A 25,757-nucleotide genomic window follows, 5' to 3' on the forward strand; every position below is an offset into this window, starting at 1 on the left:
CGGGTCCCCGTTACGGTTCCGATGAAGGGACCGGCCTGGGCGCCGCCTGACGCCTGGGCGATCGGTCATCCCTGTGATCGGCCTCGACCGCGGAGGCTGCACGAGCTCGACTTATCCACGCCAGAGGTTGGCGAAGGCCGCGTTCTCGATGGTCCGCCTCTGACGTACGGCCTCCAGTTCCATCACCGCGTCGTGGACCGTGGCCACGACGTTCGTCACTGCCTCGTCAGCGAGGTCGGGCTCGTCGTCGGACCGGCCGTCGCCGATGCCCACGACCGAGGCGAGGGCGGCCAGGACGGGTTCCTCTTCGTCCCAACGGTCGGCTGCTCGGCGGCTGCTGGGCGTATCGACCGTTTCCATGCTTCCTGATCCGAAGGACAGACGGCTGCTTCGCTTCCGCGTCAGGTCACCGGCCTCCTCCAGCGTGGTCTGGTACACGGTCGAAAGGTCTCGGCCCCGGCGCCAAAGCCAGTCCTCGATCCGCTCGTAGGGCGCCTGCCGAGTGAGTTGTGCCGCGGCCTCGCCGAGGAGCGGATCGTCGAGCGTCGGCGGCCCGCCCGGCACGATGTGATCGCCGTCCAGGGTGATGGCACCCGCGCTGATGAGATCGATCAACTCGGCTCCCGCGAGTGCGAGCGACAGGTCACCCTGTCCCACGACATGATCCGGCCTCGGGCGGCCGATGGCGATGATGAACAGGTCTTTCGCCGTGGTCATGAACGGCTCCCCTCGGAGACAGTGACAGAGGTGCATCCCCAGCGGCCCGGTCCGCCGCGGCGCGCATCCGGAGCTGGTTCGGCGACGGGGCGACTACCAGAGCAGTATCGCCCCCGCCGGGCGGCCGAAGCCCTGCCGAACCTGGAGTGCGCCCGAAGCGGGGCGGAAGCCTGGGAATGCGAGGGAAGCGTGGCGCACTGCGTCCGGTGACGGACTACGAGGACGCGGACCGGGTCTGCTGCCTCAGGTGCATCCGCGATCCGGCCGACTCACGGCTGACGCACCGCGCGCAGCAGCTCGGGGCCCGTCCAGGAACGGCGGTCGCTCGCATGTTCGGCCTCGTGAACCAGAGCCATGAGCCGGGCGTTCGCCGGTGCGGTCAGGCCGTGGCGTTCCGCCATGGCGACGACCTCGCCCTGGAGGCTGCCGATCTCCGTCGCCCGCCCGTGCTCCAGGTCGTCCCACATCGAGGACCGCGCGTGCGCGTCCACCTGGAGGCCGGCCGCGGCGATGCGGCGGAACAGGGCGTCGGGCAGGCGCAGAATCCGTGGCATGAGCCGGGCCGGGGCGGGACCGAGCCGGGCCGGTCGGACTCCTGCCGCGGCGAACGCCGCCAGTGCCTCCTCCTGGCACAGCGCGAGGCACGTCCGGTACGGGCGCGCGCCCAGTTCTTCCCGCAGCGGCAGGCCGGACAACGCGTTCACCGCGTTGTTGAGGTTCATCAGCAGCTTGGCGTGCTGCACCTGCACCATGTCGTCGCGCGGCTCGACCGGCAGCCCAGCGGCCGTCAGCGCCGCCACGAGCGGTGCCGAGGCTCTGCCGCCGTCGAGCATCAGCGCCCCGCCCGTGCCCTGGTGGAAGGTGTCAGGTGCGGTGCGCGCGACGTTGTACGGCACCATCCCCGCGAGCACGGTGATGCCGGGGAGTTCGTTCCGCAGCAGGCGGGCGTTGTGCAATCCGTTCTGAAAGCTGACGACGACAGCGCCTGGGCGGAGGCGTCCGGCCAGTTCCCGTCCGGCCGACACCGTGGCGGCGGATTTGACGGTGACGAGTACGCAGTCGGCGTCGGCGACCGCGTCCGGCTCCGTCGTGAGCGTCAGCCGATCCCGGGGGACGTGAACCGCGGGACGGCCTCCGCCGCTGAGCTTCACCCCGTCGCGCAGCCCGTCCAGTACCGAGGGCCGCCCGATCAGGGTGACGTCCGCGTGCTGGGCGAGGTGGCCGCCGAGGTAGCAGCCGATGCTGCCCGCGCCGAACACCGCGATCCGCAGCCGCTGGTCGCCAGTGGGGTGAGGCACGTCGGCATCGCTCCTGGTCCGTAGTGGTTACCCGAGCGTAGGGGGGAGTCGTCCGGGGGATCAAGAGGCGCGGCGCGTCCCTCGGTGGCAACGCGCCGCAGAAGTAGCAGGTGTCACCTGCCGTTCCGGAATCCGGCATCAGGTGGCCGGCGTCAGGTGGCCAGGCTCAGGCGGCCGGGGTCAGGGAGGACTGGAGGCGCGGCATGAGGTCGAGGAGATCCTGGTACCAGCAGCCGGCTTCATGGCCGCCGCCCTTGCAGTACTCGCCCCAGTCGGCGCCGTTGCCGTAGTTCTCGTAGTGGACGGGGATGTTCAGGGAGTCGAGCGCGGCCTTCATATGGACGGAGCCGCTTTCCAGCCACCACTCCCGTACATCGTGGTTCCCGCCATCACCGTTGCCGATGTAGATGTGGATGCCCATACCCCTGAGCTTGGCGGCGTTGGCGACCGGATCGGCTTCGTTCCAGCGCCAGTCGGCGTTGAACACCGGGTAGGGGGTGCCGAAGAGGGCGTCGCTGTCCACGCCGGGGGCGTAGGCGTCACCGTCGCAGCCGACCGTCCCGGAGGTGGAGGCGCACAGCGCACCGGTCGCGTTGGTCAGGGAGGCGACCACCACCAGGCGCATGGCCATCTGGTTGGCGCCCAGCTCCAGGTCGCCGGACAGGGAGCCGACCTGGCTGAAGAGCTCGGGGTGCCGCTGGGCGTAGTGGAACGCGCCGAAGCCGCCCATCGAGATGCCGGCGATGGCGCGGGCCTGCTTGGTGGCGATGGTGCGCAGGTTCGCGTCGATGAACGGAATCACCTGGTTGATGTGGAAGTTCTCCCAGTTCGCGGCTCCGGCGGCGGTGTTCTGATTGAGCCAGTTGGCGTACCAGCCGCGGTTGCCGCCGTCCGGCACGACGGTGATCATGCCGGACGCCCCGGTGAGCGCCGCGTTGCCATAGAAGGGCATGGAAGGGTCGTCCGGCGAACCGTGCAGGAAGTAGAGGACCGGGTACCGCTTGCCGGGGTGGGTCGCGTAGTCCTCGGGCAGGATGATCCGGATGTTCTGCTCGCCTCGGACCTCGGCGGACTTCACCGTGATCACGAAGTTGGTGTCGGTGTTGGTCGGAGCCGAGCCGGCGGCGCTCGTGACCTGAGTCAGTCCGAACCCGTCGGTCAGCGCCGGCCGCGATAAGGCGTGCGCAGCGTCTGCGGCTGGGGTGGCGTGTGCGGCGGGGGCGGTAATCGACAGAAGGACGGCCGCGACCAGCGCGCTCACGACGCGCTTCACAGAAGGCGTCATGGTCAGGCTCCGGGGGTGATGGACTGGGCCGTTTCGAAGGCGGCCTTCTCCTGGTCGCCGAAGTTCGTCCCGGCCATGTAGGGACTGGGTGCACGGCCCTCGGCTTCGGCGATCGCGTCGAGTCCGCCGGTGCTGGACTGGGCGAGGTGAGAGGTGACGCCGACCAGGACGCCCTCCCCTGTGGTCTGGTTGAAGTCCTTGAACCAGGGGCCGCCGCTGGACCCGGGGCTGAGCTGGGTCTTCATCAGGTCGCTGTTGGTGTCCCACCACCACTCACGGTTGATCCAGGACGGGCCCTGGCTGAACAGCAGGGAGCGTCCGTCGTAGATGCGCTGCTGTGCGGCGGGGACGTCGTTGACGTTGGGGGAGCCGTTGATCACGGCCGCGCCGGTGCTGGAGAAGTTGGGGCCGCTGTAGCTCTTGAAGTTCACGGTCGGGTAGCCGAAGTTGGTGCGCGGCGTCTGGCGGGCCGGGTTGAAGCCGATCGACTGACCGCCGCCCACGACGTCCTCGATCGGACGTTCGTCGGCCGGGTTGTCGACGACCATCGCGACCATGTCGTTGTTGTTGAGGTGGTTGGCCTGGGCCGCCCAGCCTTCGGTCCACCAGGCCCGCGTCACCGCCCACACTCCGTACGGTGCGACGTCGGGGCCGATCGCGGGGCCCTGCTCCAGGTCGGTGCCCGGAGCGACGCGCGGCAGGTTCTCGCCCCGGAAGTCGGGGATGAACAGTACGTTCGTGGCGACCTGGTTCAGGTCCAGCGGAGCGTTCAGGCCCCAGTTGATGCGCAGACAGTGCGCCGCGGTGACCACGACACTCTTGTTCCGGCTCTGGACCACCGTGGCGGTGCAGGCCGAGAGGGCGTCGGTCGTGCTCGCTCCGTCGGCGTTGCGCATCACCAGCTTGCCGACCGTCTTGGTGATCTTCCCGCCGCCGGCCCAGGGCCGGGCGGTGTCGTCCCATCCGGCTGCCGGAGCGACGGCCTCGGACCCGTCGCCGTTGAGCGATGCGGCGGACAGCCGGTTCAGATTCCAGTACCCGACCTGCTGCTGGAGCCCGGCCTCGTAGCCGGAACCGAGCGGTACGAGGCGAAGCTCGACGGGTCCGGCGGCATGCGCAGCCGGGGCGGTGCCCACGGTGGTCGCGGTGACCGCGGCCAACGCAACGGCCAGCACGGACATCCGGAGGTGGCCTAACTGACGTGTCTTCATGCCGTACTCCTCGGGTAGAAAGAGTGTCCGAACGAAGCTACCCGCCGGTATGACTCTTGATCCCAGTTCTCAGATCCCAGAGTCGTTCAACCGGTTCGCCCGATGGATCGGCTTCGGCAACCGCGGGGTCCTCGCCGACGCCGTCCCGGCAGACCACCGAGCAGCATCGTGCGGACGGCGACCAACGGTCGGGGGAGTTGTCCGCAGGGTGCAAAGGGTGGGACGTATGAGACATCCGCTGCGGACTCTCCTTCTACGAGACGGAACAGGGCGGCACTTTGGCTGCGAACTGAACCGCTGTCTTCGCGGAGCGCGGGCCCCTGCCGACTCGGCAGGGGCCCGCGGTGGAGAAGCTGAGGAGAGCCGGGCCCTGTCCTCGAAGAGCAGCATCCCGACCGGTACTGCTCCTACCTACCGCCTGTTGCCGGCCGGGCGGCCCGGCCTCACTTCAAGTGCCGGCCGAAGAACCGGTTCCCGTCCTCCACCTCGAACCACGGCGTGCCGGTGTGTCCGCCCAGATTGGCGTGGAGCGTCTTCTCCTTGGTGCCGAAGGCGTCGAACAGGTCCAGGGCCCGCTGCCGGGGGTTCCCGTCGTCGTCCCACTGCAGCAGGAACAGCAGCGGAATGGTGACCTGCCGGGCCTCCTCGCGCTGGGCGCGGGGCACGTAACCCCCGGCGAAGAAGCCGGCGGCCGCGATGCGCGGCTCGACCGCCGCGAGACGGATGCCGACGGCGGTCCACCCCGAGTACCCGACCGGGCCGCCGATCTCGGGCAGTGCAAGGAGGGCGTCCAGAGTGGTCCGCCATTCCGGGACGGCCTTCTCGACCAGCGGGCCGACGAGGGACTCGAAGATCTCGTCGACAGGCTCGCCTGCCTGCATCGCCCGGCGGAGGTCGGCGCGAACTTGCTCGTCGGCGGCGGAACGGGGCCGGTCACCGCACCCGGCGGTGTCGATGGTGGCCACCGCGTACCCGCACGCCGCGGAGTGACGGGCCCGGGCCACCAGCCGGGCTGCCGCCTTGGGCAGGCCGTTGTTGTGGGCCATCAGAATCAGCGGAACGGGTGCCGCGGATTCAGGCGTCCACAGCGTGCCGGGGATGTCACCGAGGGTGAACTCACGCTCGAGGACACCGTCGTCGAGGCGCTGTTCGGAAGTGAAATGCATGGTCATGCCTTTCGGGAGTGCTCTCAAACGGCGCTCCCGGACGACCTGCCTACCGTCCGACCGTGACCCCGGAGGGGAGCACCCATGTCGATACTGCGTTCACGGGTACCACCTCCTCGTTCTCTTGCACGGCCTCCGGAAACGTAACAGCGGTCGCCGTGATCCGCCAAGCAGGTTTTACAGAGGCGCTGCGCCGGGCCGTCGTGGGAAGCACTACGCAGGGCTACTCGGGCCCTCACCGAGGCTTCCCGAGGTGAGGCCCTGCGACGGCTGCGCGCACTGGGGGCGCCGTCGCTTCTCACGAGCATCGACCGGTGCGTCGATCCCCGCGTGCGGCTCCGCGGGTGACAGCGGCCGCCCCGCCGGGTCATCGGGGCCGATGGCGGTCCGGTACGGGCGAATGAGGTCTGACACGGGCGGCGCTCGGAAGGTGGTTCGAAGCCCTCAAGGTCAGAGGAGTGGCATCAGATCGCTCTCGCTGATGGTGTACGTCAGCAGGGGGTAAGTGAAGTCCTGTTCATCGTTCTCGCGGCGACGCAATTGGTAGAACTCGCGCCTCTGCTCATCGTCGGCCAACGTGAGGCGCGCACCCTGCGGGAGGTAGGCATGTCCGTCGCGAAAATGAACGATTGTCTTGGAGGTTCGAAAGGTCACGCCCAGCCATTGGTTGTCCGCCGTGGGAGCCGGCGCGTCCAAGATGATTTTATGCCTGAGTCGCCGATTCGAGTCGACCGGAAACGCGACGACACTGTTGTGGTTGAGGGGGACTTCGAACCTCTCGCCACCAGACCCCTTTGATTCAAAGGCCAGCTTCCTCGGTGGGCTCGCTTCGGGGTATTGGTAGCAGGAGAAGACGGCGATAAGCGACTCGTCGGCCAAATCGAGAGCTTGGTCGGAATGGCTGCCCATAGTTCTGTAAGCGTTCGTGTAGCTCTCGACGAGAGCGTTGTTGAATCCGACCGTAAGCGCCGCACGTTCTTGAATCTGTTGCGCCAGCCATTCGTGAACCGCCTGGAAGCGCTGCGCCGGGCTGTCATATCGAGTGGTAGTACGTACGAGAGGCACACCACCCGCCTCGTCGATCCTGGCGAGCACCGCGCCTCGCCGGCCTTTCCCTACGTCTTCGAAGCGAGCCGACGCGGAAAGTTCCGCAAAGAGATTCCCCTCGGTTGGCAAAACGGACGAGAGGATCTGATCCGAGATCCTAGGCTCGGGGGGCAAGGTAGTCTCCCGTGTTCATACTGAAGAGAAATTTGTCGCCGTAATCAATGAAGGACGAGGTTCTGTTCTCCTCGGCGTACAGCCTGCGCAGCTCGTCCAAACCGGCCGGCGTGGGTGGCCCAAGCTTCACCAATTCTCCGGCCACATTGAGGAATGTGTGACCGTTCTTGTGAACGGCTTCGGCACTCGCACAGCGCACCACGTATCCCAGGCGGGTCGGGAGCAACTCGGCGCCTAATGTTGAGGGCCGGATTTCGTGCGTATACAGACGGTTGGTGGAAAGTGGCATGAAGAACACCGATCCGGGATAGAGGGTCACGGTGAACTGCGGCGGGAGCACGACCCCGTCGTGTTCTTCGGTCTTCTTCTTGAGGCGGAAGTGGAGTGTGGTGAGCCCGCTGACCCCCTTCACGCCGTAGTCGAAGGGGTCTTCGGCAAGGGGCCGCAGCTCGTCGAGCCGGTCATAGAAGGTGCAGAAAGCCATGACGCCATTGCCGGGCATGTCCTTGGTCTTGTCGGCATGGGACGAAATCTTGGCCTTGGACTGCTTGCGCTCGGCTGTGGCAGGGGTGTTGTGGTAAATCTGAGCGAGAACGTGATTGAGCGGTGCGTGGTTCCGGAAGACGGCGGTAGCCTCGTGGTTCAGAGCCTCGACGATGCTCGTGTCGGTCGGGCGAAAGTTCTCAGTCGGCCCCGAGAGATTCGTGGAGCACCGGAGAAGGCGGAAATGCACTTCGTCACCGTGTCGTGTGACGGGCGTCAGGTAGATCCCGCTGCGATGGGCTGTTCCAGGCTTGGTGGACTCCGTCAGGGACTGGAACGCGTGCTCCGCGCGGATCCGTCCGAAGTGATCGGCGCCGAGTCCGAAGAAGCGGCGGTAGTGCACGCCGACGCCGTGGACGCGGACGGGAACTCGGCCGAGGTCGACGAGGGGCCAAGGCCGGTCGACGTCCTCGTGGTAGCCGTGCGATAGCTCCCGAACAACGAACACCCGTGCAGCCGCTTCCACGTGGCGGCCGTTGATCCCGGATACATCGCCGCACAGGTACACGGTCTTCTGCGCGAGGTCGGGCGAACCGGAAGCAAGGTCCTCTGGCGTGATGATGGACCCGAAGAAGTCCTTGATCACGTCATGGTCGTGCAACATCGACGGCGCAACCAAGATGTTGCTCGCATCGTCGATGCGGGCTTCTGCGAGATCTGTTGCGTACATCAAGCGGTACCTGTCATTAGCAGATCTTGGCGGCTTGCTCACAGCCGTGGACATGGCGATGGCCCGCACTCTTTCGTCCGTGTTGCGAAGGGAAGCGAAAGGAGACGGACCGTTGAATCTTGATGCTCTCACGGGGCTCGACAGCGGGCAACGGGCTCTGCTGTAAGGGCGGTTGCAGGGCTGCTCGGCGATGTCGCGAGGGGCAGGGTGGACGGCCTGCGGAGCGGCCCCGGCGACGGTCGGTCTACGCGTCGGGCTGATAGCCCCCGCTACCTCACAACGGGAGCATGGCTCCACCTTCCGTCGACCCGCGCCCGTTGAGCACCAGCGAGCGCGCAGTGTTTCAACATGTCCTGTCAGCGGGCCACGCTCTCAGCCCTGGAGTTCGCCTGGGTCACCGACGAGATGCCTACGTCTCTACCGGCCATCGTGGACGGCCGCCTCAACTGGCCAGCCTGACAGGTTGGCCGTCCTCACCCCGAGCGTCTACGGCCGTGCGATCGGACGGCAGGTGTTGCCCGGCCTTGGTTCCGGAGGGAGAGGCCGGGTAACAGAAGGTCTCAGACTGCGACGGAGATCAGGTCCACCACGAAGACGAGCGTCGAGCCCGCCGGGATCAACGGCGAGGGGGACTGCTTGCCGTAGCCGAGGCGCGGGGGAACGATGATCTCTCGTCGGCCGCCGACCTTCATGCCTCTGACTCCGCGGTCCCAGCCCTTGATGACCTTGCCGCCGCCCACGGCGAACTTGAACGTCTGGCCCCGGTCCCAGGAGGCGTCGAATTCCTTTCCGGACTCGAAGGTGACCCCGACGTAGTGAACCTGGACAACCCTGCCCGGCTTCGCCTCAAGCCCGTCCCCGACGACGAGGTCGCGGATGGTCAGCTCGGTAGGAGCGTCACCCTCCGGAAGGTCGATCTCGGGCTTGGTCAGTTCACTCATTGCAGCCTCATTCGCTCTCCGCCGGAAGCCCTCGTACGGACCAGCCAGGCGCATGGTCACTCTATGCAGTAGATCATCGTGCTGCCGCGAACGCCGATCTCATGGAGTGCACCGAACCCCCAACGGAGCGCGATGCGCAGCGTGGCTGGGCGTGCTGCGTCCTCGGTATGCCGCGCCCGTACTCGGTGACGGGTGGTCCGACCACACCGGCGTGGAGATGCCGGAACGAGCCGTGGGTCAGGTGGCCGCCGGGCCGGCACTCCCTATACGTGGCGTGGCGCGGCTCGGCGGGTCTAGGTCTGTCTCTTCGATCACGAGCGGAGCCAGATGGTGATGGCTGCGAACGTCACGGTGCCGAGGAAGACATGGCCGCGCTTGTCGTATCGCGTTGCCACACCTCGAAAGCCCTTGAGCTTGTTGATCGCTCGCTCCACGACGTTGCGCTTCTTGTACCGCTCCTTGTCGAAGCCGGGAGGCCGACCGCCGTGCGAGCCGCGCTTGACGCGGTTCGTCGCCTGGTCGGCCTTCTCCGGGATCACGTGCCGGATACCCCGCTTGCGCAGGTAGGCCCGGGTCCGGCGGTTGCTGTACGCCTTATCGGCACTGACGCTGTCCGGCCGCCTGCGGGGCCGCCCGGAGCCGGTCCTCGGAACGCGGATCTTCTCCATGACCGGCTCGAACTGCGTGCAGTCCGCCCGCTGCCCGGACGTGACCAGTAGGGACAGCGGCCGACACCGGCCATCGGCACTCAGGTGGACTTTGGTGGTGAACCCGCCCCGCGAGCGGCCCAGGCCCTCACCTGCCGCACCACCTCCGCCAGGTGGCCAGCCAGGCCCTTCCACGCCGGATCGATCTGGTGTTCCACCACCGCTGCCCCCCTTTAAGGACACGGCCGGAGGCGCTGTGCGAGCCCCGGCGGCGTGCTGGTGGGGGCGCATCACCGTGGAATCGACCGAGATGTCCCAGTCGATGGCGCCCTCGGCGTCCGCGACGGCCTGAACCTGCTGGAGAAGCCGCTCCCGGGTCCGTCGGCCGACCACTGCACATGCCTCTTGTGCACGGTCTTCCACGGACCGAACCGCTCAGGCAGATCACGCCACTGCACGCCGGTCCGCACCCGATGCAGGACCCCGTTGATCACCTGCCGGTGGTCCCGCCATCTGCCACAGCGCCCGTTGCTCACCGGCAGGAGCGGCGCCAGCCGCTCCCACTCACTGTCGGTCAGATCCCCGCGGCCAGTCATATCGAGCCAACGAGTCAGATGATCGGAGAGGCATGGTTCGGGGCAGGGCCAGTGGCACCCCAAAACGACAGGGGCTGCGCAGAAAAGGAGTTCTTGATAAACAATCTGCGACCGCGGCGACCACGCCGTGCGCGACCTGCCCGCACCCGGATGCGTCAGTGGCGTTCGCCGGTCTGGGATGCCCGGTTGCGTAGGGTGACCGCAGCGCCGGGCAGGCAAGTGAGCCAGACCCTGGCCCCGGACGTGGGAAGGGTCGTGTGGTGGGCGAGGCTGAGCACGGGGACGTTCCGAACGGCCGGAAGCCGGACGCGGCAGCGGCTCCGGCCAAGCAGTCGGGCGCCCATCGGTGGCTGCACATTCTCGGCGCTGTCGTAGTGGGGATCGTGCTGCCGGTCGCGGTGGCCGGGATCGTCGCCGGGCAGCTGGGTGCCCGGGCCGTGTTCCTCGGCCTGCTCCTCGGCGTCGTCGGGGCGAAGCTCGGCGGAACCCGCCGCATGCTGTACCTCGCCCCCGCGGCGGGGGTTGCGGTCGGCCTGGGCGCCCTCACCGCCTACGACTGGTGGTGGGTGGCGCTCCTCGCGGTGACCGGCGCCGTGGTGGGGGCCGGGATCGGCTTCGGCTGGCTCCCGCCGCTGCTGACGCTCGCCTTCGCCGCCACGTTCGCGGCACCGACACCGTCCGGCACCGACGCGCTGATCTCCGGGATCATGGCGGCCCTCGGTGTGGGCTACGGCATCGTGATCGCCCACCGCTTCGGCACCGCCCCTGTCATCGAAGGCGACCGCCTGCCCGTCAAGGTGGCCGCCGTGGTGGCGCTCGTGTCCGGCGCCGCCCTCGGTGCCGCGGCCGCACTCGGGGTGGCGCTCGGGTGGACCGAGCCCTACTGGGTGCCGGAGCCGATCATCATCCTCGCGCTGTACATCGTCACTGGAAAACGCGAGCGGATCCGGGGCAAGGCCATCGGCACTGCCGCCGGCGCCGCTGCCGCCCTGCCCGTGGCGATCCTCGCCCCGTCCGTCTGGGTCACCCAGGCCATCGCCACCGTCGCGTTCATCGCCGCTCTCACCCAGGCCAACAGGTACTGGCTCATGTACGGCCTCTACACCTTCGCCATCGTCCTCGCCCTCGCCTCCCCCGGCCAGGTCGCCGTCGAAGCCGAACACCGCGGCTTCGAAATCCTCGCAGGCATCGCCATCCTCGTCATCGGCCTCGCCGTCGTCCACGCCATCGGCGACCGCCTCCTGCGGCACAGCCCACAACCCGAACTCGCCACCAGCAATCACAGCAACTAACGGCTGCCCACACCTCGCTCGCCCCTCCTGGGCAGCAGTCACCCTCGCAGTCGGCACCATCTGGAGCAGCTCATGATCGGGGAGACACGGCCTAGGGGACCTGGGACCGCAGCCGCAGCCGCAGCCGCAGCATCCAGCGGATCTGGTCAACGGCGGTGGCGACGGAATTCTCAGCGAGGGTTCGGCACTCGGACCCGGCGGCGTCATGTCGCTAGATTCGCGTTGCCTCGTGAAGCGTCGTCCTTGGAGGACGGCTCCGGGACACTCTGCCCACCCGTGCGCTCCATCTCCTGCCATTCCCGCCGCAGTCCAGCCAGATTCGTGGTGAGGAAGTACGCGATGCCGCAGGCCAGCAGCACCGGCGCGAGTCCGACAGCGGTCACCGCTGCCCCGGCGATCAGCCCGCCGAGAGGGATACCCGCCCAGGACAGTGAGTCGCCGAGCGCGTTGACCCGGCCCAGCATCGGGCGGGGGATCCGCTCGACGAAGACGGCCCCCAGCACTGGGTTGACGAATCCGGCGCCGAACCCGCTGACCGCGAAGACCGCCAGTACCACCCCCAGCGGGGCGTCGAAGGAGAGGATCAGGAACCTGGGTGCCCCGGCCAGCAGGAACCCGGTGAGAACCACCAACCGACGCCGCAGCCGCTGCGCAACCACTGCGGCGATCAGGCTCCCGCCGACGCCTGCGGCCCCCATCACACTGCCCATCAGGCCGATCGCGGTCGCCCCGTTGCCGGACTGCCTGGCCCAGACGGGTACGAGCACCGAGGTGATCGCCGCGTCCAGCAGGTTGGTGATGCCGACCATGACGATGACAGTGAGCAGCAGCGGCTCGCCGCGCAGGAAGGTGAAGCCCTCGCCGAATTGCCGCCAGTAGCCCGGTTCCGTCTTCCTGGCCGGCGAGGAGGCTTCCTCGGCCGTGTGTCCCATGCTGCGAGGCAGAGCGAGTTTGATGATCACCGATCCGAGGGCGAAGCAGCCCGCGTTGACGGCGAGGGCGGTCAGGGGGCCGAGCAGCGCCACCAGGGAACCGCCGATCGCCAGGCCGATGGTGGAGGCGAGCCGCTCGATCACGCCGGACAGACCCATGGCGCGCTCCAGCGGCACTCGGCCGCGCTCAGCTGCTTCCGGGACGATCACCTCCTTGGCCAGGTCGCCGGGTCCCCGGGCCGCGCCGATCAGCGCGACCAGAACCAGAAGAAGGGGGAGGGAGAGCAAGTCCAGGGCGTGGAGCAGGGGAACCGCGGCGGCGGCGGTCGCGCTGGCCAGGTCGGTGGTCCAGGAAACGGCCCGCGGGCCGATCCGGTCCACCAGCGGTCCGGTGAACGCCTTGACCACCACGTAGGGAGCCATCTCGCAGAAGGCGACCAGTCCGGTCTGGGTGGCGCTGCCGGTGGTGACGAGGACGAACCAGGGCAGAGCCACAACGGAGATCCGTGTGCCGGTCAGCGACACGGCCATGGCCGCCAGCACCCCGCCCAACGGCCGTAAGGACCTCTTGCCGGGTATGTCGCCGACCTTCGAGTCGTCGTTGGTCATGCCGTCGGACTTCCTTCCTCTTCCCGCGGGACGGAAGGGAGCGACGGCGCGGCAGGCGCATCCAGTTCGGGCAGGATCTGCGTGATCACGGCGACCCGCTCGGCCCCCTCGGGGGCACTTGCCATCGTCTCCGGCGCGTCTCGCCGGTAGCGCCCGATGACTTCCGCCAACTCCCGGTACAGGGCGGTTGCCTCCTCGGGCGTCAGCCGCAGGGCCCAGTCACTCATGTCGAAGGTGTTCCGCCACACGCTGGGCATCGTCTGAAGCTCGTTCAGGGTCTGCTGCGTGCGCAGGGTGTAGATGGAGGCGACGGACTGCTGGTAGGCCAGTGCGGCCTCGGGCTCTTGCTCGGCAAGCTCCGGATCGTTGAACCAGGTCGTCCGGTGCACCGAACGCCACCAGCGCTCGCGCGCGTTGCCGCGTTCGGTGTCCTCCTCGACGAAACCGGCCGCGCCGAGCTGCCGGAGGTGGTAGCTGGCCGTTCCGGAATTCACACCCAGCCGCTCCGCGAGGCGGGTGGCCGTCGATGGGCCGTACTTCCGCAGCAGCCCGACCAACTGCACGCGCAAGCCGAGGCCGGGTGGTGGTGGCTACGGGTGCTCGGTGCCGGGTTCGGCAGGGAGGAAGCCGGCGGCCTTCTCCTGTAGCAGGCGGGCGAAGAAGGTATCGGCGTCGGGGCGCATCCGGGCCAGAGCGACCAGACAGGCGATCGCCGCATCCGCGATCTCGTTGTGCACGTCCTGCCACGTGTGGGTCGGCAGCTTCCTCGGGTTGGTGACACGGGCGCCGATGACGGCCTGGGCCGCTTCTCCTACTTCCTCGGTCATCTTGAGGACCTGGAGGGTCCACTGCTCCTCATCCGGGATGTCGTGTTCGGCGTCGAACTCGTTGAAAAGGCGTGCGAGGTCGTTGATCGTGTCCCACGGGTCTGTGTCCATCAGGTGGTCCCTCCGATGAGTTGGTGCAGGTCAGATGGCGGGCGGGCGCCCGTCGGCGGTCGGTGGACGGATGAGATTCGCCCAGTGCACGTCAGCGCGGCCGGTGGTGTAGTCGCTGATCTGGACGGGGTCGACACCGAGGTAGCGAAGGAAGTTGCCGTCGATACCGGCAAGCAGGCGCCGTCGGGGGATGGGCTTGGCGTCATGACGATGTCTCGGGAAAGGCGAGGACGATGCGCGAGTGCGCCTTGTCGACGAAGCATCGGGCGGGATCCTGCTCATCGCGCATCGTGGCCGGTAGGACGGTCAGCAGGGGTGTCGCGTGGCGGCGGACTTCATGGTCCCAGGCGTGAACGGCGCCTGCCACGGTGTCGGCGACGGCTTTGGCGTCAGGGCCGAAGCCCTGCGCTCCGAACTCCCACCGCGACACCCCGGTGGTCTCGTCGTGCTCCATGCGGCGGACGGCCATGCAGCCCAGCGACCGGCCCGACACCATGGCCGCGGCGTCCTGGTACTTCGGCATCCGGACAGGGCCCTGCTCAGGGCCGCCCGTCAGCCGGCAGAAGCCCGGGAGAGCGACGGTCATCCAGAGCTGAAGCGTCTCGTACGACTCGTCCCCTGCCACCGATACTCCCGTCCACAGCTCCACCGGATCGCCCGCGAGCGCGCGCTCGAGTCCGTCGACCGGGGCGGGCGGCGTGTCCTCCCAACGGATCCCGTAACCGGACTTCCCGATGGGGACCGGGGTGTCGTCCCAGCGGCCGATGCCCTGCATCGACACGAACCCGCACGGGCTCACGTGCGTCGAGCGCAGGAGCGGGCCCTTCTTCTCGAAGGCGACGCAGCGGGTATAGCCGCCGAGCCGCAGCGGAACCACGAGACTGCCGCCGTCGGCCAGCTGCGCCGTCCAGGCCGGGGGGATGTCCATTGAGGCGACCGTGACCAGGATCGCGTCGAACCCGCCCGGCGGGACCAGACGCTCAGGAGCACCGTGCACGCCATCACCGAGAACCACGCGCACACGGTCCGCGTAGCCGGTCTCCTGCAGGAACCGGACCGTGCGCCGGTACACGTACGGATCGAACTCGACACAGGTCAACGTGCCGGTGAGGCCGACGAGCTCGGCCATGAGGGCCGCGTTGTAGCCGCCGCCCCCGATCTCCAGACCGTGCCCGCCTTCACGCAGACGGCTGCGGTCGAGCATGACGGCCTGCATCTCGGGCTGGGACACGGAACTCAACGACGTGCCGTCGTCGGTGGTCACGGTTGCGACGGCCTCGTTGGCGTACGCGCGGTCCAGGGACTGCTCGGGCATGAAGGCGTGTCGCGGCACGACCTGGAACGCGGCACGCAGAGCAGGTGAGGTCGTCCAGCCGGCCTCGGTCAGATCCTCGGCGAGCCGAAGACGCTGCCGCACTGCCGCCGCGGGTTCCCCGAACCGCAACCGCAACCGCGACCGCGACCGCTCACCGCCGGCCGCGGCAGGCCGCGGAGTGAAGTGCGCGGGCGGGAGACCGGGCAGCAGACCGGGCCATGCCGTGTTCAGCGCCTGCGCGGACGCGGTGAACAGCGGTTGAGGCAGGGCGCCGAGGAGGCTGGGTGTGTGCCACTCCCATCGGGCGATCAACTCGGGCTCAAGGCACTGCGGTTCGCCTGCGCATTCGGTGAGTCGGGCGACCTCCGTGACCCGAGTCATTCCATGGGTGTCGTCGCACAGGGTTCCCAGCAGCACCACACTTTCCGCGTCGGCGCGCAGGCTCGTCTCCTCAGCCAGTTCGCGGACAGCGGTCGCTTCGAAGGCCTCCCCGGGCTCGACCCTCCCGGCCGGCAGCTCCCACACTCTCCGAGACGGGTTCCAGCCCAGCAGCACCTGCCCGTACGAGTTCGTCACGACGACCGCGACGCCGGCCATCGCCACCGCATTCGGTCGCCCCTTCTCCTGATACGCGGCCGATGCCCGCACACCGGACCCACGCAGGAGGACGACCGTGCAGTCCTCCGCCTCGACGCGCTCGACGTGCTCCCAGCCGTCGGTGAGCAGAGTGATCTCGGAGTCGTCCAAAGCGATGCCGCGGAGGCTCTGCGGGAACCGGTCGGCATGCGGGGTGATCACGCACAGAGTTCCACCGGGACGCAGCAGGCCGGCGAGCTCGGCAACGATCCTCGTACGGTCGCCCAGATGTGCCAGCGACCGCCGGATGGTGATCAGATCGAATCCGTCAGCGGGCGCGATCACCCCGACGTCGCCCGAGGTCACGTCGACGCAGTGGTACGTGACCTCCGGCCCGGCCTCGTCGGATGCGCGGTCGATAGCGCCCTGGGCGTAGTCGACCGCGTCGACGCTGTAGCCGAGGCCGGCGAGCAGTCGGGCGAGCTCGCCCGTCCCACAGCACACATCCAGCGCCCGCGGCGCCTCCAGGCCGATGCCCGGAACGAGCCGCTCGCGCACCATGGCCTTCTCGACGACGGACAGCGGCATGATGCTGCGGCCCGACGCGTAGTGCTCGCTCCAGTCCTTCGCCGATGATGTTGCGTTCACCGTGCTGTCTCCCCAGTGCTCGTACTCGTACTCGTATCCGTGTCCCAGTCCCAGTCGCCGACGTAGGCCGCCACCCCGGTTCGGCGGGCCTCCAGGAAGGCACCGAGCCGCGCGAAGTTCCGCACCGGCATCAGCGCTCGCCACTCCTCCAACGGGAGGACCCGATTCCTCCTCGGTCTCCCGCCACGCGGTCTCCCACGGCCGCTCACCGGCCTCCGCCGTCCACCCCGGGCAGCTGCCAGGGATGCTCGGCGCTGTAGACGGCGTGCAGCTGCACGGGCCAGTCGTTCATGTCGGTGAAGAAGAGCGCGCCGAACACGGTCGCTTTCGGCAATGAGGCTGCGTACACCTCGGGCGGGAGCCACCCCTCGGTCATCGCGCGTTACCATTCCGGCTCTGCGGGAACCTGATCATCCGCATGAGCGCGGGATCGCCGGCGAAGCCGAACTCCTCGTACAGCGGCGCCGCCTCCGCGCTGGCGTGCAGTTCGTAGAGCGTGACCCCATCCCGCTCCAGGTGCTCCAGCAGAGCTGCCAGCACCGCCCGGGCGTGGCCGCGGCGTCGGTGGGCAGGAACGGTGGCCGCGTGGATCCGACCTGCCAGCCCCTTGGGGTACTTCGGCGCCGGCAGAACGGGGTGGATCAGTCCGAGCGCGCACGAGACCAGCCGGCCGGACGGCCCGCCGACAACGTAGGCGCGGGCATCGCCCCCAGGCTCCAGCCGCGACGCGAGGTGATCGCGGCAACGACCGACCCACTCCTCGTCGAGAGGCTCCGACAGGACGAAGTCCGAACGCAGCCGGACGATCTCGCCGGCATCGTCCGGGGTGGCCAACCGAGGGGTGGGCACCGCTGCGGCGGGGGCATCTTCGCTGCGAGTCATGAATCTCCCAAGGTCTGTCTCATGAGGTTCCGCCGTCCATCGAGTCCTCCCGTGATCTCGTGGTGGGTGCCGGTCCCGGGCCAGGTACTGCCGACGGGGAGGTGGCAAGCGTTCGGGGGACGACGCCGCCTGGGCCGTCCGGCACGGGGGCCGGGCCGGGCATCTGCCGCAGAGTGCGCAGCGGGGAACGGGAGAGGACCGTGAGTGGTACGACGAGGAGACAGGCCCCGACGGCCAGGGCGGGTCGCACTCCGGCCCAGGTCCCGATCCCGCCGGCCAGCAGTGCGCCCACCGGCCGGGCGCCGGAGGTCAGCCATGTGCTCACGGCCTGCATCCGGGCCTGCATGCGGGGCTCCGTGATGATCTGACGGATCGACCGCTGGGTGGTGCCCGCCGCGCCGGCGCAGGCCAATTGCAGGAACAGTGCGCTGCCGATTCCGATCTCCCAGCCGAGGCCGGGGGAGGCCAGCAGCAGGGGGATCTGGGTGAGCGGCGTGAGGGCGAGCGCACCCGTCATCATCGGCCCGGGCCCGTACCGCCCGGCGACGGCCGGGGCGGACCACGCGCCGACGGCCGCGCCCAGGGCGCCGAGCCCGAGCACCACGCCGAAGGCCGTCGCACTCATCTCCAGGACCCGCAGCAGGTACAGCGCCCACAGTGTGTTGAGCATGGCCAGGGCCAGCGAGGTGGTCGCGTTGACCCAGGTGAGCACGCTCAGCCGGTGGTCGCCGTGTACGTACCTCAGACCTTCGGCGATCTCCGTGCGCAGTCTTCGTCTCCCTGCCGGTGCCGGCGGGGTCTCGCGGACCTGGATGCGGGTGGTGCACCAGGCGCTGAGGAGGTACGAGGCGACGTCCCCGAGCAGGGCGCGGGCCGGGCCGAGCAGCGCGGTCAGCGCGGCGCCGAGGCTACTGCCCTCGGTCGCGACGAGCGCGAACAGCGCACCCACGCGGCTGTTGCTCCGCTGGATCAACGACCGGTCGACCAGCTGCGGCAGCAGGCTGATCCCCGCCGCGTCGTGCAGCACCCCGGCGGCACCCTGAACCGCGGCGACGACCATGAGCTGAGTCAGGGTCAGCATTCCCAGGGCCGCGACCACCGGCACGGTCGCCAGGGCCACAGCGCTGACCAGATCGCCGGCGATCATCTGCCTCCGCTTGGAGTACCGGTCGGCGAGCGCCCCGGCGTGCAGAGCGAGCAGCGCGGGCGGGAGCTGCCCCATGCACGCCAGCCAGGCAACCTGACCGGCGGTGGCGTCGAGCGTGAGCACGGCCAGCACGGGGATCGCTGTCGAGCTGATCGAACTCCCGGCCACGCCGGCTGTCTGCCCGGTCAAGTACCTCCGGAAGTCGCGGTGTCGCCACAACGAGATCGGCCCGGTGGCCGAGTCATTGCCGGCAGCAGCCATGAAGCACCTCCTTGACTTCGTCCCGGTTCACAGTTCGCTGTCCGACTGGTGCGGGGGCGCGGTGGAGGCGGCTTGGCGGGGGAGAGCTGCCAGCGGTGGCAGCGCCCATTCCAGCGCGGAGGGACCGTCGCCGGAGGTGACGTGCTGAGGCCCTCCGCCGCCGGGAATGTCGACCCGATAGGTGTCCGGGCGGCCGGCCCGCTCCCAGCGGTCGTGGAGGGCTTCCAATTCGGCCCACACATCCCGCGGCCCGTGCACACGGACCGTTCCTTCCTCGGGGCCGGGCACGGCCCAGGAGTCGTCGTCGGGGGCGACGATCCGCATCGTCTCGTCGGGGATGTCCCACATCAGGCCGGGCGCGAGGTGCGAGGCCGCGAGCCAGAAACCGTGCGACGTCCGATCCGGCGGCGCCAGCCGAGTGGCGCGCGGTCGGCCGGGATCGGCGTCGATGCGGGAGCGGTGGTGGACGGCGGTGAGCCACTGGTAGCCGAGCAGGGGCCGGGTGCCGCGCACGCCGCCCCTCAGAACGGCCTCGATCCGGTCTTGCGGTGTGAGGGTGATGAGCAGTTGCCCGGGCCAGCTGGGCGTCGCGGTGGTGAGCGTCGTCAACAGACGTCCACCAGGGGCGAGCTGCTCGACCCACGCCGGCGGGACGCAGGGGACCCCGAAGCCGGAGTGAACGCGGTCGTACGGAGCCGAGGCCGGGTGCCCGTCGAGCGCGTCACCGGTCACGACCTGGACGCCGAACGCGAGCCGATCCAGGTTCCGCTGGGTGAAGGCGGCCATGTGCGGGTCCCGTTCGACGCCGGTGGCGCAGCCGGGTCCGGTGATCGTCGCGGCGAGCGCGAGCGAGATCCCCGACCCGGTGCCGAGGTCCAGGAAACTTTGCGCGGCTGCGAGTTGCAGTGTCTGCAGCCCTTCGACGGTAAGCGGGAGCCCGCTCGACATCGACGTCATGTGGCCACCGGTCACCGGCCCGCGCCCGAGGGCGTCGAGGGGTTCTCCGTCACGCTGCAGGAGGACGGAGTCGCCTTCGTGGACGAGGTCGAGCCACTCCTCCCGGTCGTCGGGGTGGGAGCCATCGAGAAGCCGCCAGTCGATCGGATCCGCCGCCGGGCCGCTGACCCGGAGATACGCGTGCGGCAGGAGAACCTCCCTGCGGACCCGCAGCAGGGCTTCACGCACGCGCGGGTCGGTGAGCACCCCTTCGGTTTCGAGGCGTTCAACCAGGGCGGCACGCCGGCTGCTGGACTCGGCGGTGAGGCTGGACAGATCAGCGGTCATGACGATCGTCCTCCTTGGAACAAGGTGGGATGGCGCGCGGACGGAACTCCGTGGGCCCTTCCGAGTCCGACGCGTCCTCCTCGACGGCCGGCTGGGGGCGCGCTGTGCCGGTCATGGCTCCCACGTCGTATCCGACGCACTGTGACTGTGCGATCCGGCCAACGGCGCCCCCGACGACTGCAACGTGAAGGGCCTCGACTGCTCGGGCCTGGTCCGGTACGTGTACCAGCTGGCCGTGGGCGCCGACGTCCTCAACGGCACCTCGCGCACCCAGTGGACCAGCAGCCGCGCGGTGGCCCGCTTCTACCGGGCCGACGGCACGGCCCCCCTGCTCCCCGGTGACGTGGTGTTCTTCGGCGGGACGGCTTCCACGATCCACCACGTCGCCCTCTACCTCGGCCAGGGCTACATCGTGGAAGCGCCCTACTCCGGGGGCTACGTGCGCGTGGTCGCCCTCTCCTCGCACAGCGACTACTACGGTGCGATCCGGCTGTACGCGGGCGGCGGCTCGACCACTCCGCCGGCGCCCGAGCCCGATCCCGAGCCGACCCCCGACCCGACCCCGGGACTGCCCTGGGTCGACACCTTCGCCAACGCGTCGGTGTACGCCTCGCCCTCCAGCGCCGCGGCGACGGGGACCCTGTATCAGGGGACGAATTACGTGTACTGCAAGACCTGGGGTCGTGAGGTGCGCAGTGGTGACTCCTTCAATCACTGGTGGCTGAAGACCGACCCCGATGTCGGGCCGGGTGGTCAGTGGGTGTCCGCGTTCTATCTCTCGCGGTGGGGCAACGATCAGGCCAGGGACAACAACGGCACGGTGATCCCCGACTGCTGAGTGTCCGGCACCACCTGGACGGTTCCCTTTGTGTGGCTCGCCCACATGCCCCGTGGGTGAGCGCCCGCCTACCGTGTGCGGACCCGGTGCCGGGACGGCCATCGGGAGGACGCGCCACGAGCGCACGAGCGGGAAAGGCCGGAACATGGCCGACAGACGGAGTCCTGGGAGCCGGTGGCGACTGCGCGCCGCCCGCGTGATCGCTGTGGTGGGAGTCGTCGCGGCGGCCGTGGTGGCACCACCCGCCGCCGCGAGCGGCGCGACGACCGCCACCCCGCCCCCGTACCTCACCCTCGAGGCGAGCTACGGGGCCGGGACCGTCACCAACGGCTGGGAGCGTGTCGAGCGCTACCTCGACACGACCACCGGATTCCGCACCGAGGGCTTCCCCGCGGACGGCCGCGGCGACCAGGACGGCAAGCGCGTCACGTACTTCGGTGGAGTCTCCCGGCCGTCCTCGGGCCGGTTCCTGCTCTACTCGGCCCCCGGCTGGAACACCGGCAGCGTCACCACACCCGTGCTCCTCGTGCACGGCGCCAACGACACCGCGGACCGGGCCTGGGCCAACCCCGGTGAATCGGGCGGGTACGGCTGCGGTGCCGTCTCCTGCCCGTCCACCGGGCTCATGCAGTACCTCTCCCAGCGCGGCCACCGCGTGTTCGCCGTCGGCTTCGCGCACAAGCAGGGCGACAACCTGATGCAGGCGCAGATCGTCGGCGACGCGATCGCCGCGATCAAGGCGAAGCTGGGCGTCGCCACGGTGGACCTCGTCGGCTGGAGCAAGGGCGAGATGTCGACCCGCGCGTACGTGTCGTCGCTCAAGCCGAGCTGGGGACGCGCGTACGCCGGTGACGTGCGCCGGCTCGTCACCATCGGCGGCCCGAACGGTGGCTACGACTACCCGTACGCCCACGGCTGGGCCCACGACTTCTCCATCTGGCCCGAGTGCGGAGGCAAGGTCAACGCGCCCTCGCCGCATTCCCACATGACCTGCTACGGCCTGTACACCGCACACCCCGAGTTCTCGATGACCCCGTCCGGCGGACAGGACAACTACCCCGGCCAGCGCCAGATGCTCGCCCGCTGGGACGGGACGTACGGAGTCGACGGCGCCGCCCAGGACTGGTACACGACCTACTACGGCGGCCAGGGCTTCTACACCGCCGGCACCGGCATCCAGGCCGCCATCGACGCCGGATCCCTGATCGCCCCGCTGCATGCCGCCGGGGTGCCTGCCTCCGTCACCACGTACCTGCTGGCCGGCGGATCCGCCGACATCGTCGGCATCTTCAACGAGAACCGCGGACCCAGCGACGGCGTCGTCTTCATCTCCAGCGCGCTCGACACCACGGGCATCCCCACCGTCGGCGGCAAGGCTACCGTCGCCACCGCCAACCACCTCGAACTCGGCTGGCACAGCTCGGCCGCCGCCCAGGTCGCCACCTGGCTCTCCTGAACGACCGGCGACCAGAACCGGCGACCAGAGCCCGCGACCAGAACCAGCGACCAGCCCCCGCGACCAGAACCCGCGAGAAGGACCCGTACATGACCACGCTCCACACCCGCCGTGTCGCCACCGGCAGACTGACCCAGCAGATCACCGAGACCCGCGCCGAGGGCGAACCGGTCGTCTTCGTCCACGGCAACGTCTCGTCCTCCCCGTTCTGGCACACCGCCCTGGCCGCGCTGCCGGACTCCTACCGCGCCATCGCCGTCGACCTGCGCGGCTTCGGCGGCACCGACCCGCTCCCCGTCGACGCCACGCGCGGCCTGCGGGACTACGCCGACGACCTCGCCGAGCTGCTCACCGCCCTCGACATCGACCGCGCCCACCTGGTCGGCTGGTCCATGGGCGGCGGGGTGGTCACACAGTTCCTGCGCGACCACCCGGCCGCGGTGCGCTCCCTGACCCTGGTCAACCCGGTCTCTCCGTACGGCTTCGGCGGCACGCACGGAGCGGACGGCACCCTCAACTCCGAGGACGGGGCGGGATCGGGCGGCGGCACGGCCAACCCGGACTTCGTCCGGCTGCTCGCCGAGGGCGACCGAGGCGAGGACTCACCGCTCTCGCCGCGCTCCGTCCTGGCGGCCTGCTACGTCAGGCCGCCGCTCCGCTTCGAGCCCGAGCACGAGGACGCCTACGTCGAGTCCATGCTCACCACCCGCCTCGGCGACGACCACTACCCGGGCGACAGCACGACGTCCACCGCCTGGCCCGGGATCGCCCCTGGCACCCGAGGCGTGCTCAACTGCCTCGCCCCGACCCACTTCCGTGTCGACGACCTGCACCTGATCGACCCGAAGCCGCCGGTCCTGTGGATCCGGGGCGAGGACGACGTCATCGTCTCGGACACCTCGATGTTCGACCTGGCGCACCTGGGCGCGGTCGGCGCCGTGCCCGGCTGGGACGGCACCCCGGCCCAGCCGATGGTGGCGCAGACGCGTCACCTCCTCGACCGCTACGCGGCGGCGGGCGGCGCGGTGCGGGAGGTCGCCGTGGCCGACGCCGGACACGCCGTCCACCTCGAACGCCCCGAGGAGTTCGGCAAGGCACTCGTCGAGGTCCTGTCGGCATGACGGTCTGCCGCACGCGGCAGGGGGAGGTCCGCGGCCGGACCTCCCCCGACGGGGTGACCTCCTTCCTCGGCATCCCGTACGCCGCTCCGCCTTTCGGCGCCCTGCGCTTCCGGGCGCCGGCCCCGCCCGACCCCTGGACCGGCGTACGCGACGCCACGACCCACGGGCCGACGGCGCCGCACGCCCCCTACGCCCCGCCCTTCGACGCCCTCATCCCGGAGAACCACATCCCGGGCGAGGACTGTCTGAACCTCGACATCCGGACCCCCGCCCCGGAGCCGGGAGCCGCCCTCCCCGTGATGGTCTGGCTGCACGGAGGCGCGTTCACCAACGGCTCGGGCTCGGCGTCCGGGTACGACGGGAGCGCCTTCGCACGCGACGGCGTCGTCTGCGTCAACGTCAACTACCGCCTGGGATCGGACGGTTTCCTGCACCTGCCCGACCGCCCCGACAACCGGGGCCTGCTCGACCAGATCGCCGCACTCCGGTGGATCCGCGAGAACATCGCCTCCTTCGGCGGCGACCCGGACAGGGTGACCGTCTTCGGCGAGTCGGCGGGTGCGATGAGCATCGGCACGCTGCTGACCACGGAAGCCGCCCGAGGCCTGTTCCGGCGGGCCGTCCTCCAGAGCGGAGCCTGCCACCACTACCTGCGCCCGGCATCGGCCCGGCTGATCGCGGCCCGCCTGGCGGAGCGACTGGGCATCGAGCCGACCCCGGCGGCTTTCGAGGCCGTTCCGCTGCCGGAACTCCTCGCCGCCCAAGGGGAGTTGCGTACCGCGGTGAGTGCCGACCCCGACCCGGCGCGGTGGGGCGAGGCGGTGCTCAACATGATGCCCTTCGAGCCGGTCCGGCCAGGCCTCACCCTCCCCGGCCCGGACTGCGACGTCGACCTCCTCATCGGCAGCAACCGCGAGGAGTACCGCCTCTTCCTCGTCCCGACGCGGCGCCTCCAGGCCTTCCCGGAATCCTCGCTCCGCGCCATGACCGCGGCCTACGGCCTCGACCCCGGCGAGGCCCTCCCCGTCTACCGGGACGCCCGCCCCGACGCCACCCCGGGCGAACTCCTCGACGCGGTCGCGACCGACTGGTTCTACCGGATCCCCGCCATCCGCCTGGCCGAGGCCGTACCCGGGTCCCACCTCTACGAATTCGCCTGGCGCTCCCCCCGGTTCGACGGCACCCTCGGCGCCTGCCACGCCCTCGAACTGCCCTTCGTCTTCGACCGCCTCCACGACCCGTCGTACGCGCCGCTGCTCGGCGACCGCCCACCCCAGGCCCTCGCGGACGCCATGCACGGCGCCTGGATCTCCTTCGCCAAGACGGGCGACCCCGGCTGGGAGGCGTACGACAAGACGACCCGCACGACGATGACCTTCACCACGACCCCCACCGCCGTCCCCGACCCGCGCGCACGGGAACGGCTCCTCTGGGAGGGCGTCCGCTGAGGGATGCTCCGGGCGGAGGGGCCACGGGGCCGTGTGAGGAGAAGACCGCCGGCCGCCAAGCGGAGTCGGCGCGTGTGCTTCCGGGCGAGCGTGCCGATGGGCGATCGCAGTGAAACCCGCTCGCCCTGGGCTCCTCCTTGGAGGGACCCTATGCGCATGGAATTCCTCTGTTACCACCGAGACCGGCCCGGATCCTTGTCGCTGCGCTACGAGCTGGTGGAAGAGCACTGGTCCTACATGGACCGGTACGCGAAGGAGATGATCGCCCGAGGCCCGACCTTCGGCGACGACGGCGACACGCTCACCGGCAGCGTGCACATCCTCGACCTGCCCGATCCCGCCGCCGCCCGTGCGTTCGCCTTCGACGAGCCCGGCTATCAGGCCGGCATCTACCGGGACGTGCTGATACGGCGGTGGCGCAACCTGCTGGGGCGCACCATGTGGGACTTCCCTGGTGGCCGGACCGGCGGCAACCGCTACCTGGTGATCGGTCTCGGTCTCGATGCGGAGCAGGCCGCCGACCTCACGGTGCCGTCAGACCGGGACGAGCTGATCGCCTACGGGCCGCTGCTGTCCGACAGCGGCGCCACCTGGCTGGGCACGGCGGCACTGGTCCGGGCGCCGGACCCGCACGCGGCACGCGCGATCCTGACGCCGGACCGGTACGCCGACATCGAGGTGCACAACTGGCAGTTCGGGGGGCGGCCGTCATGAC

Annotated in this window: 24 protein-coding genes; 6 read left to right on the forward strand and 18 right to left on the reverse strand. The window is 69.6% G+C overall.

Translation table 11 applies throughout. The features are described 5' to 3' along the window. Window positions 1-111: 111 nt before the first annotated feature. The 9 genes from ACFC0G_RS35200 to ACFC0G_RS35240 form a co-directional block, all read right to left on the reverse strand. A complete protein-coding gene (locus ACFC0G_RS35200) occupies window positions 112-717 on the reverse strand; it encodes a GPP34 family phosphoprotein (RefSeq protein WP_376411666.1) in 606 nt (201 codons plus the stop codon). A gap of 269 nt (window positions 718-986) precedes the next feature. Next, complete coding sequence (locus tag ACFC0G_RS35205; RefSeq protein WP_376411669.1) at window positions 987-2,015, reverse strand: 2-dehydropantoate 2-reductase; 1,029 nt, start codon at window positions 2,013-2,015, stop codon at window positions 987-989. A 166-nt stretch (window positions 2,016-2,181) separates the two neighbouring features. Further along, window positions 2,182-3,300, reverse strand: a complete 1,119-nt coding sequence (locus ACFC0G_RS35210; protein ID WP_376411672.1) for an alpha/beta hydrolase — start codon at window positions 3,298-3,300, stop codon at window positions 2,182-2,184. A 2-nt stretch (window positions 3,301-3,302) separates the two neighbouring features. Next, window positions 3,303-4,511 carry a trypsin-like serine peptidase gene (locus ACFC0G_RS35215; protein ID WP_376411675.1) on the reverse strand — a complete coding sequence of 403 codons (1,209 nt, stop codon included), beginning with the start codon at window positions 4,509-4,511 and terminating at the stop codon, window positions 3,303-3,305. Between the two features lie 443 nt (window positions 4,512-4,954). Continuing rightward, window positions 4,955-5,677 carry an alpha/beta hydrolase gene (locus ACFC0G_RS35220; protein ID WP_376411678.1) on the reverse strand — a complete coding sequence of 241 codons (723 nt, stop codon included), beginning with the start codon at window positions 5,675-5,677 and terminating at the stop codon, window positions 4,955-4,957. A gap of 450 nt (window positions 5,678-6,127) precedes the next feature. Next, on the reverse strand, window positions 6,128-6,898 hold the full coding sequence (locus ACFC0G_RS35225; protein ID WP_376411681.1) for a hypothetical protein: 771 nt from the start codon (window positions 6,896-6,898) through the stop codon (window positions 6,128-6,130). Then, window positions 6,882-8,111, reverse strand: coding sequence for a hypothetical protein (locus tag ACFC0G_RS35230; RefSeq protein ID WP_376411684.1), 1,230 nt, complete (start codon window positions 8,109-8,111; stop codon window positions 6,882-6,884). Before ACFC0G_RS35230 ends, ACFC0G_RS35225 begins: the two co-directional genes overlap by 17 nt. Window positions 8,112-8,671: 560 nt before the next feature. Next, complete coding sequence (locus tag ACFC0G_RS35235; RefSeq protein ID WP_376411687.1) at window positions 8,672-9,052, reverse strand: FKBP-type peptidyl-prolyl cis-trans isomerase; 381 nt, start codon at window positions 9,050-9,052, stop codon at window positions 8,672-8,674. A gap of 311 nt (window positions 9,053-9,363) precedes the next feature. After that, window positions 9,364-10,295, reverse strand: a protein-coding gene (locus ACFC0G_RS35240; RefSeq protein WP_376411690.1) for an IS5 family transposase whose coding sequence is annotated in 2 segments (ribosomal slippage) — window positions 9,364-10,073 and window positions 10,073-10,295 — 933 coding nt in all. Because the reading frame shifts where the segments join, the coding sequence is not laid out codon by codon here. A gap of 260 nt (window positions 10,296-10,555) precedes the next feature. Here ACFC0G_RS35240 and ACFC0G_RS35245 point away from each other — a divergent pair. After that, window positions 10,556-11,587 (forward strand): FUSC family protein, encoded by a 1,032-nt coding sequence (locus tag ACFC0G_RS35245; protein ID WP_376411693.1) that lies wholly within the window; start codon window positions 10,556-10,558, stop codon window positions 11,585-11,587. Window positions 11,588-11,790: 203 nt separating this feature from the next. Here ACFC0G_RS35245 and ACFC0G_RS35250 read toward each other — a convergent pair whose 3' ends face one another. The 9 genes from ACFC0G_RS35250 to ACFC0G_RS35290 form a co-directional block, all read right to left on the reverse strand. After that, entirely contained in the window at window positions 11,791-13,128 is a 1,338-nt protein-coding gene (locus ACFC0G_RS35250; RefSeq protein WP_376411696.1) for an MFS transporter, read from the reverse strand. Then, window positions 13,125-13,697, reverse strand: coding sequence for a helix-turn-helix domain-containing protein (locus ACFC0G_RS35255; protein ID WP_376411699.1), 573 nt, complete (start codon window positions 13,695-13,697; stop codon window positions 13,125-13,127). Before ACFC0G_RS35255 ends, ACFC0G_RS35250 begins: the two co-directional genes overlap by 4 nt. Window positions 13,698-13,718: 21 nt before the next feature. Continuing rightward, window positions 13,719-14,066, reverse strand: a complete 348-nt coding sequence (locus ACFC0G_RS35260) for a MazG-like family protein (RefSeq protein WP_376411702.1) — start codon at window positions 14,064-14,066, stop codon at window positions 13,719-13,721. 202 nt (window positions 14,067-14,268) lie between these two features. Next, complete coding sequence (fxlM, locus tag ACFC0G_RS35265; RefSeq protein WP_376411705.1) at window positions 14,269-16,545, reverse strand: methyltransferase, FxLD system; 2,277 nt, start codon at window positions 16,543-16,545, stop codon at window positions 14,269-14,271. A gap of 56 nt (window positions 16,546-16,601) precedes the next feature. Further along, complete coding sequence (locus tag ACFC0G_RS35270; RefSeq protein ID WP_376411708.1) at window positions 16,602-16,736, reverse strand: hypothetical protein; 135 nt, start codon at window positions 16,734-16,736, stop codon at window positions 16,602-16,604. Window positions 16,737-16,810: 74 nt separating this feature from the next. After that, the gene (locus ACFC0G_RS35275) at window positions 16,811-16,939 is read right to left on the reverse strand and encodes a hypothetical protein (RefSeq protein ID WP_376411711.1); all 129 of its coding nucleotides are present in this window, start codon (window positions 16,937-16,939) and stop codon (window positions 16,811-16,813) included. 38 nt (window positions 16,940-16,977) lie between these two features. Next, window positions 16,978-17,487: a GNAT family N-acetyltransferase gene (locus ACFC0G_RS35280; RefSeq protein WP_376411714.1), complete on the reverse strand. Its 510-nt coding sequence runs from the start codon at window positions 17,485-17,487 to the stop codon at window positions 16,978-16,980. Between the two features lie 19 nt (window positions 17,488-17,506). Beyond that, entirely contained in the window at window positions 17,507-18,895 is a 1,389-nt protein-coding gene (locus ACFC0G_RS35285) for an MFS transporter (RefSeq protein ID WP_376411717.1), read from the reverse strand. A 27-nt stretch (window positions 18,896-18,922) separates the two neighbouring features. Then, on the reverse strand, window positions 18,923-20,179 hold the full coding sequence (locus ACFC0G_RS35290; protein ID WP_376411721.1) for a methyltransferase domain-containing protein: 1,257 nt from the start codon (window positions 20,177-20,179) through the stop codon (window positions 18,923-18,925). Between the two features lie 184 nt (window positions 20,180-20,363). Here ACFC0G_RS35290 and ACFC0G_RS35295 point away from each other — a divergent pair, with 184 nt between their 5' ends. The 5 genes from ACFC0G_RS35295 (at window position 20,364) to ACFC0G_RS35315 (ending at window position 25,756) form a co-directional block, all read left to right on the forward strand. After that, complete coding sequence (locus tag ACFC0G_RS35295; protein WP_376411724.1) at window positions 20,364-21,017, forward strand: C40 family peptidase; 654 nt, start codon at window positions 20,364-20,366, stop codon at window positions 21,015-21,017. A 145-nt stretch (window positions 21,018-21,162) separates the two neighbouring features. Then, window positions 21,163-22,473, forward strand: coding sequence for an esterase/lipase family protein (locus tag ACFC0G_RS35300; RefSeq protein WP_376411727.1), 1,311 nt, complete (start codon window positions 21,163-21,165; stop codon window positions 22,471-22,473). A gap of 89 nt (window positions 22,474-22,562) precedes the next feature. Next, window positions 22,563-23,594 (forward strand): alpha/beta hydrolase, encoded by a 1,032-nt coding sequence (locus tag ACFC0G_RS35305; RefSeq protein WP_376411729.1) that lies wholly within the window; start codon window positions 22,563-22,565, stop codon window positions 23,592-23,594. Continuing rightward, complete coding sequence (locus tag ACFC0G_RS35310; RefSeq protein WP_376411731.1) at window positions 23,591-25,042, forward strand: carboxylesterase/lipase family protein; 1,452 nt, start codon at window positions 23,591-23,593, stop codon at window positions 25,040-25,042. Before ACFC0G_RS35305 ends, ACFC0G_RS35310 begins: the two co-directional genes overlap by 4 nt. Window positions 25,043-25,198: 156 nt before the next feature. Further along, window positions 25,199-25,756 carry a YciI family protein gene (locus ACFC0G_RS35315; protein ID WP_376411734.1) on the forward strand — a complete coding sequence of 186 codons (558 nt, stop codon included), beginning with the start codon at window positions 25,199-25,201 and terminating at the stop codon, window positions 25,754-25,756. Window position 25,757: the final 1 nt, after the last annotated feature.

Origin of the sequence: Streptomyces sp. NPDC056169 (assembly GCF_042268445.1) — a bacterium.
Classification (GTDB): Bacteria; Actinomycetota; Actinomycetes; order Streptomycetales; family Streptomycetaceae; genus Streptomyces.

Bases quoted from the DNA above. Each gene is read 5' to 3' on its own strand.
- ACFC0G_RS35235 (WP_376411687.1), bottom strand. From the start codon at position 9,052: ATGAGTGAACTGACCAAGCCCGAGATCGACCTTCCGGAGGGTGACGCT.
- ACFC0G_RS35290 (WP_376411721.1), bottom strand. From the start codon at position 20,179: ATGACCGCTGATCTGTCCAGCCTCACCGCCGAGTCCAGCAGCCGGCGT.
- ACFC0G_RS35310 (WP_376411731.1), top strand. From the start codon at position 23,591: ATGACGGTCTGCCGCACGCGGCAGGGGGAGGTCCGCGGCCGGACCTCC.
- fxlM (WP_376411705.1), bottom strand. From the start codon at position 16,545: ATGCCGCTGTCCGTCGTCGAGAAGGCCATGGTGCGCGAGCGGCTCGTT.
- ACFC0G_RS35315 (WP_376411734.1), top strand. From the start codon at position 25,199: ATGGAATTCCTCTGTTACCACCGAGACCGGCCCGGATCCTTGTCGCTG.
- ACFC0G_RS35285 (WP_376411717.1), bottom strand. From the start codon at position 18,895: ATGGCTGCTGCCGGCAATGACTCGGCCACCGGGCCGATCTCGTTGTGG.
- ACFC0G_RS35250 (WP_376411696.1), bottom strand. From the start codon at position 13,128: ATGACCAACGACGACTCGAAGGTCGGCGACATACCCGGCAAGAGGTCC.
- ACFC0G_RS35305 (WP_376411729.1), top strand. From the start codon at position 22,563: ATGACCACGCTCCACACCCGCCGTGTCGCCACCGGCAGACTGACCCAG.
- ACFC0G_RS35260 (WP_376411702.1), bottom strand. From the start codon at position 14,066: ATGGACACAGACCCGTGGGACACGATCAACGACCTCGCACGCCTTTTC.
- ACFC0G_RS35220 (WP_376411678.1), bottom strand. From the start codon at position 5,677: ATGCATTTCACTTCCGAACAGCGCCTCGACGACGGTGTCCTCGAGCGT.
- ACFC0G_RS35200 (WP_376411666.1), bottom strand. From the start codon at position 717: ATGACCACGGCGAAAGACCTGTTCATCATCGCCATCGGCCGCCCGAGG.
- ACFC0G_RS35270 (WP_376411708.1), bottom strand. From the start codon at position 16,736: ATGCCGGTGCGGAACTTCGCGCGGCTCGGTGCCTTCCTGGAGGCCCGC.
- ACFC0G_RS35280 (WP_376411714.1), bottom strand. From the start codon at position 17,487: ATGACTCGCAGCGAAGATGCCCCCGCCGCAGCGGTGCCCACCCCTCGG.
- ACFC0G_RS35215 (WP_376411675.1), bottom strand. From the start codon at position 4,511: ATGAAGACACGTCAGTTAGGCCACCTCCGGATGTCCGTGCTGGCCGTT.
- ACFC0G_RS35300 (WP_376411727.1), top strand. From the start codon at position 21,163: ATGGCCGACAGACGGAGTCCTGGGAGCCGGTGGCGACTGCGCGCCGCC.
- ACFC0G_RS35210 (WP_376411672.1), bottom strand. From the start codon at position 3,300: ATGACGCCTTCTGTGAAGCGCGTCGTGAGCGCGCTGGTCGCGGCCGTC.
- ACFC0G_RS35230 (WP_376411684.1), bottom strand. From the start codon at position 8,111: ATGTACGCAACAGATCTCGCAGAAGCCCGCATCGACGATGCGAGCAAC.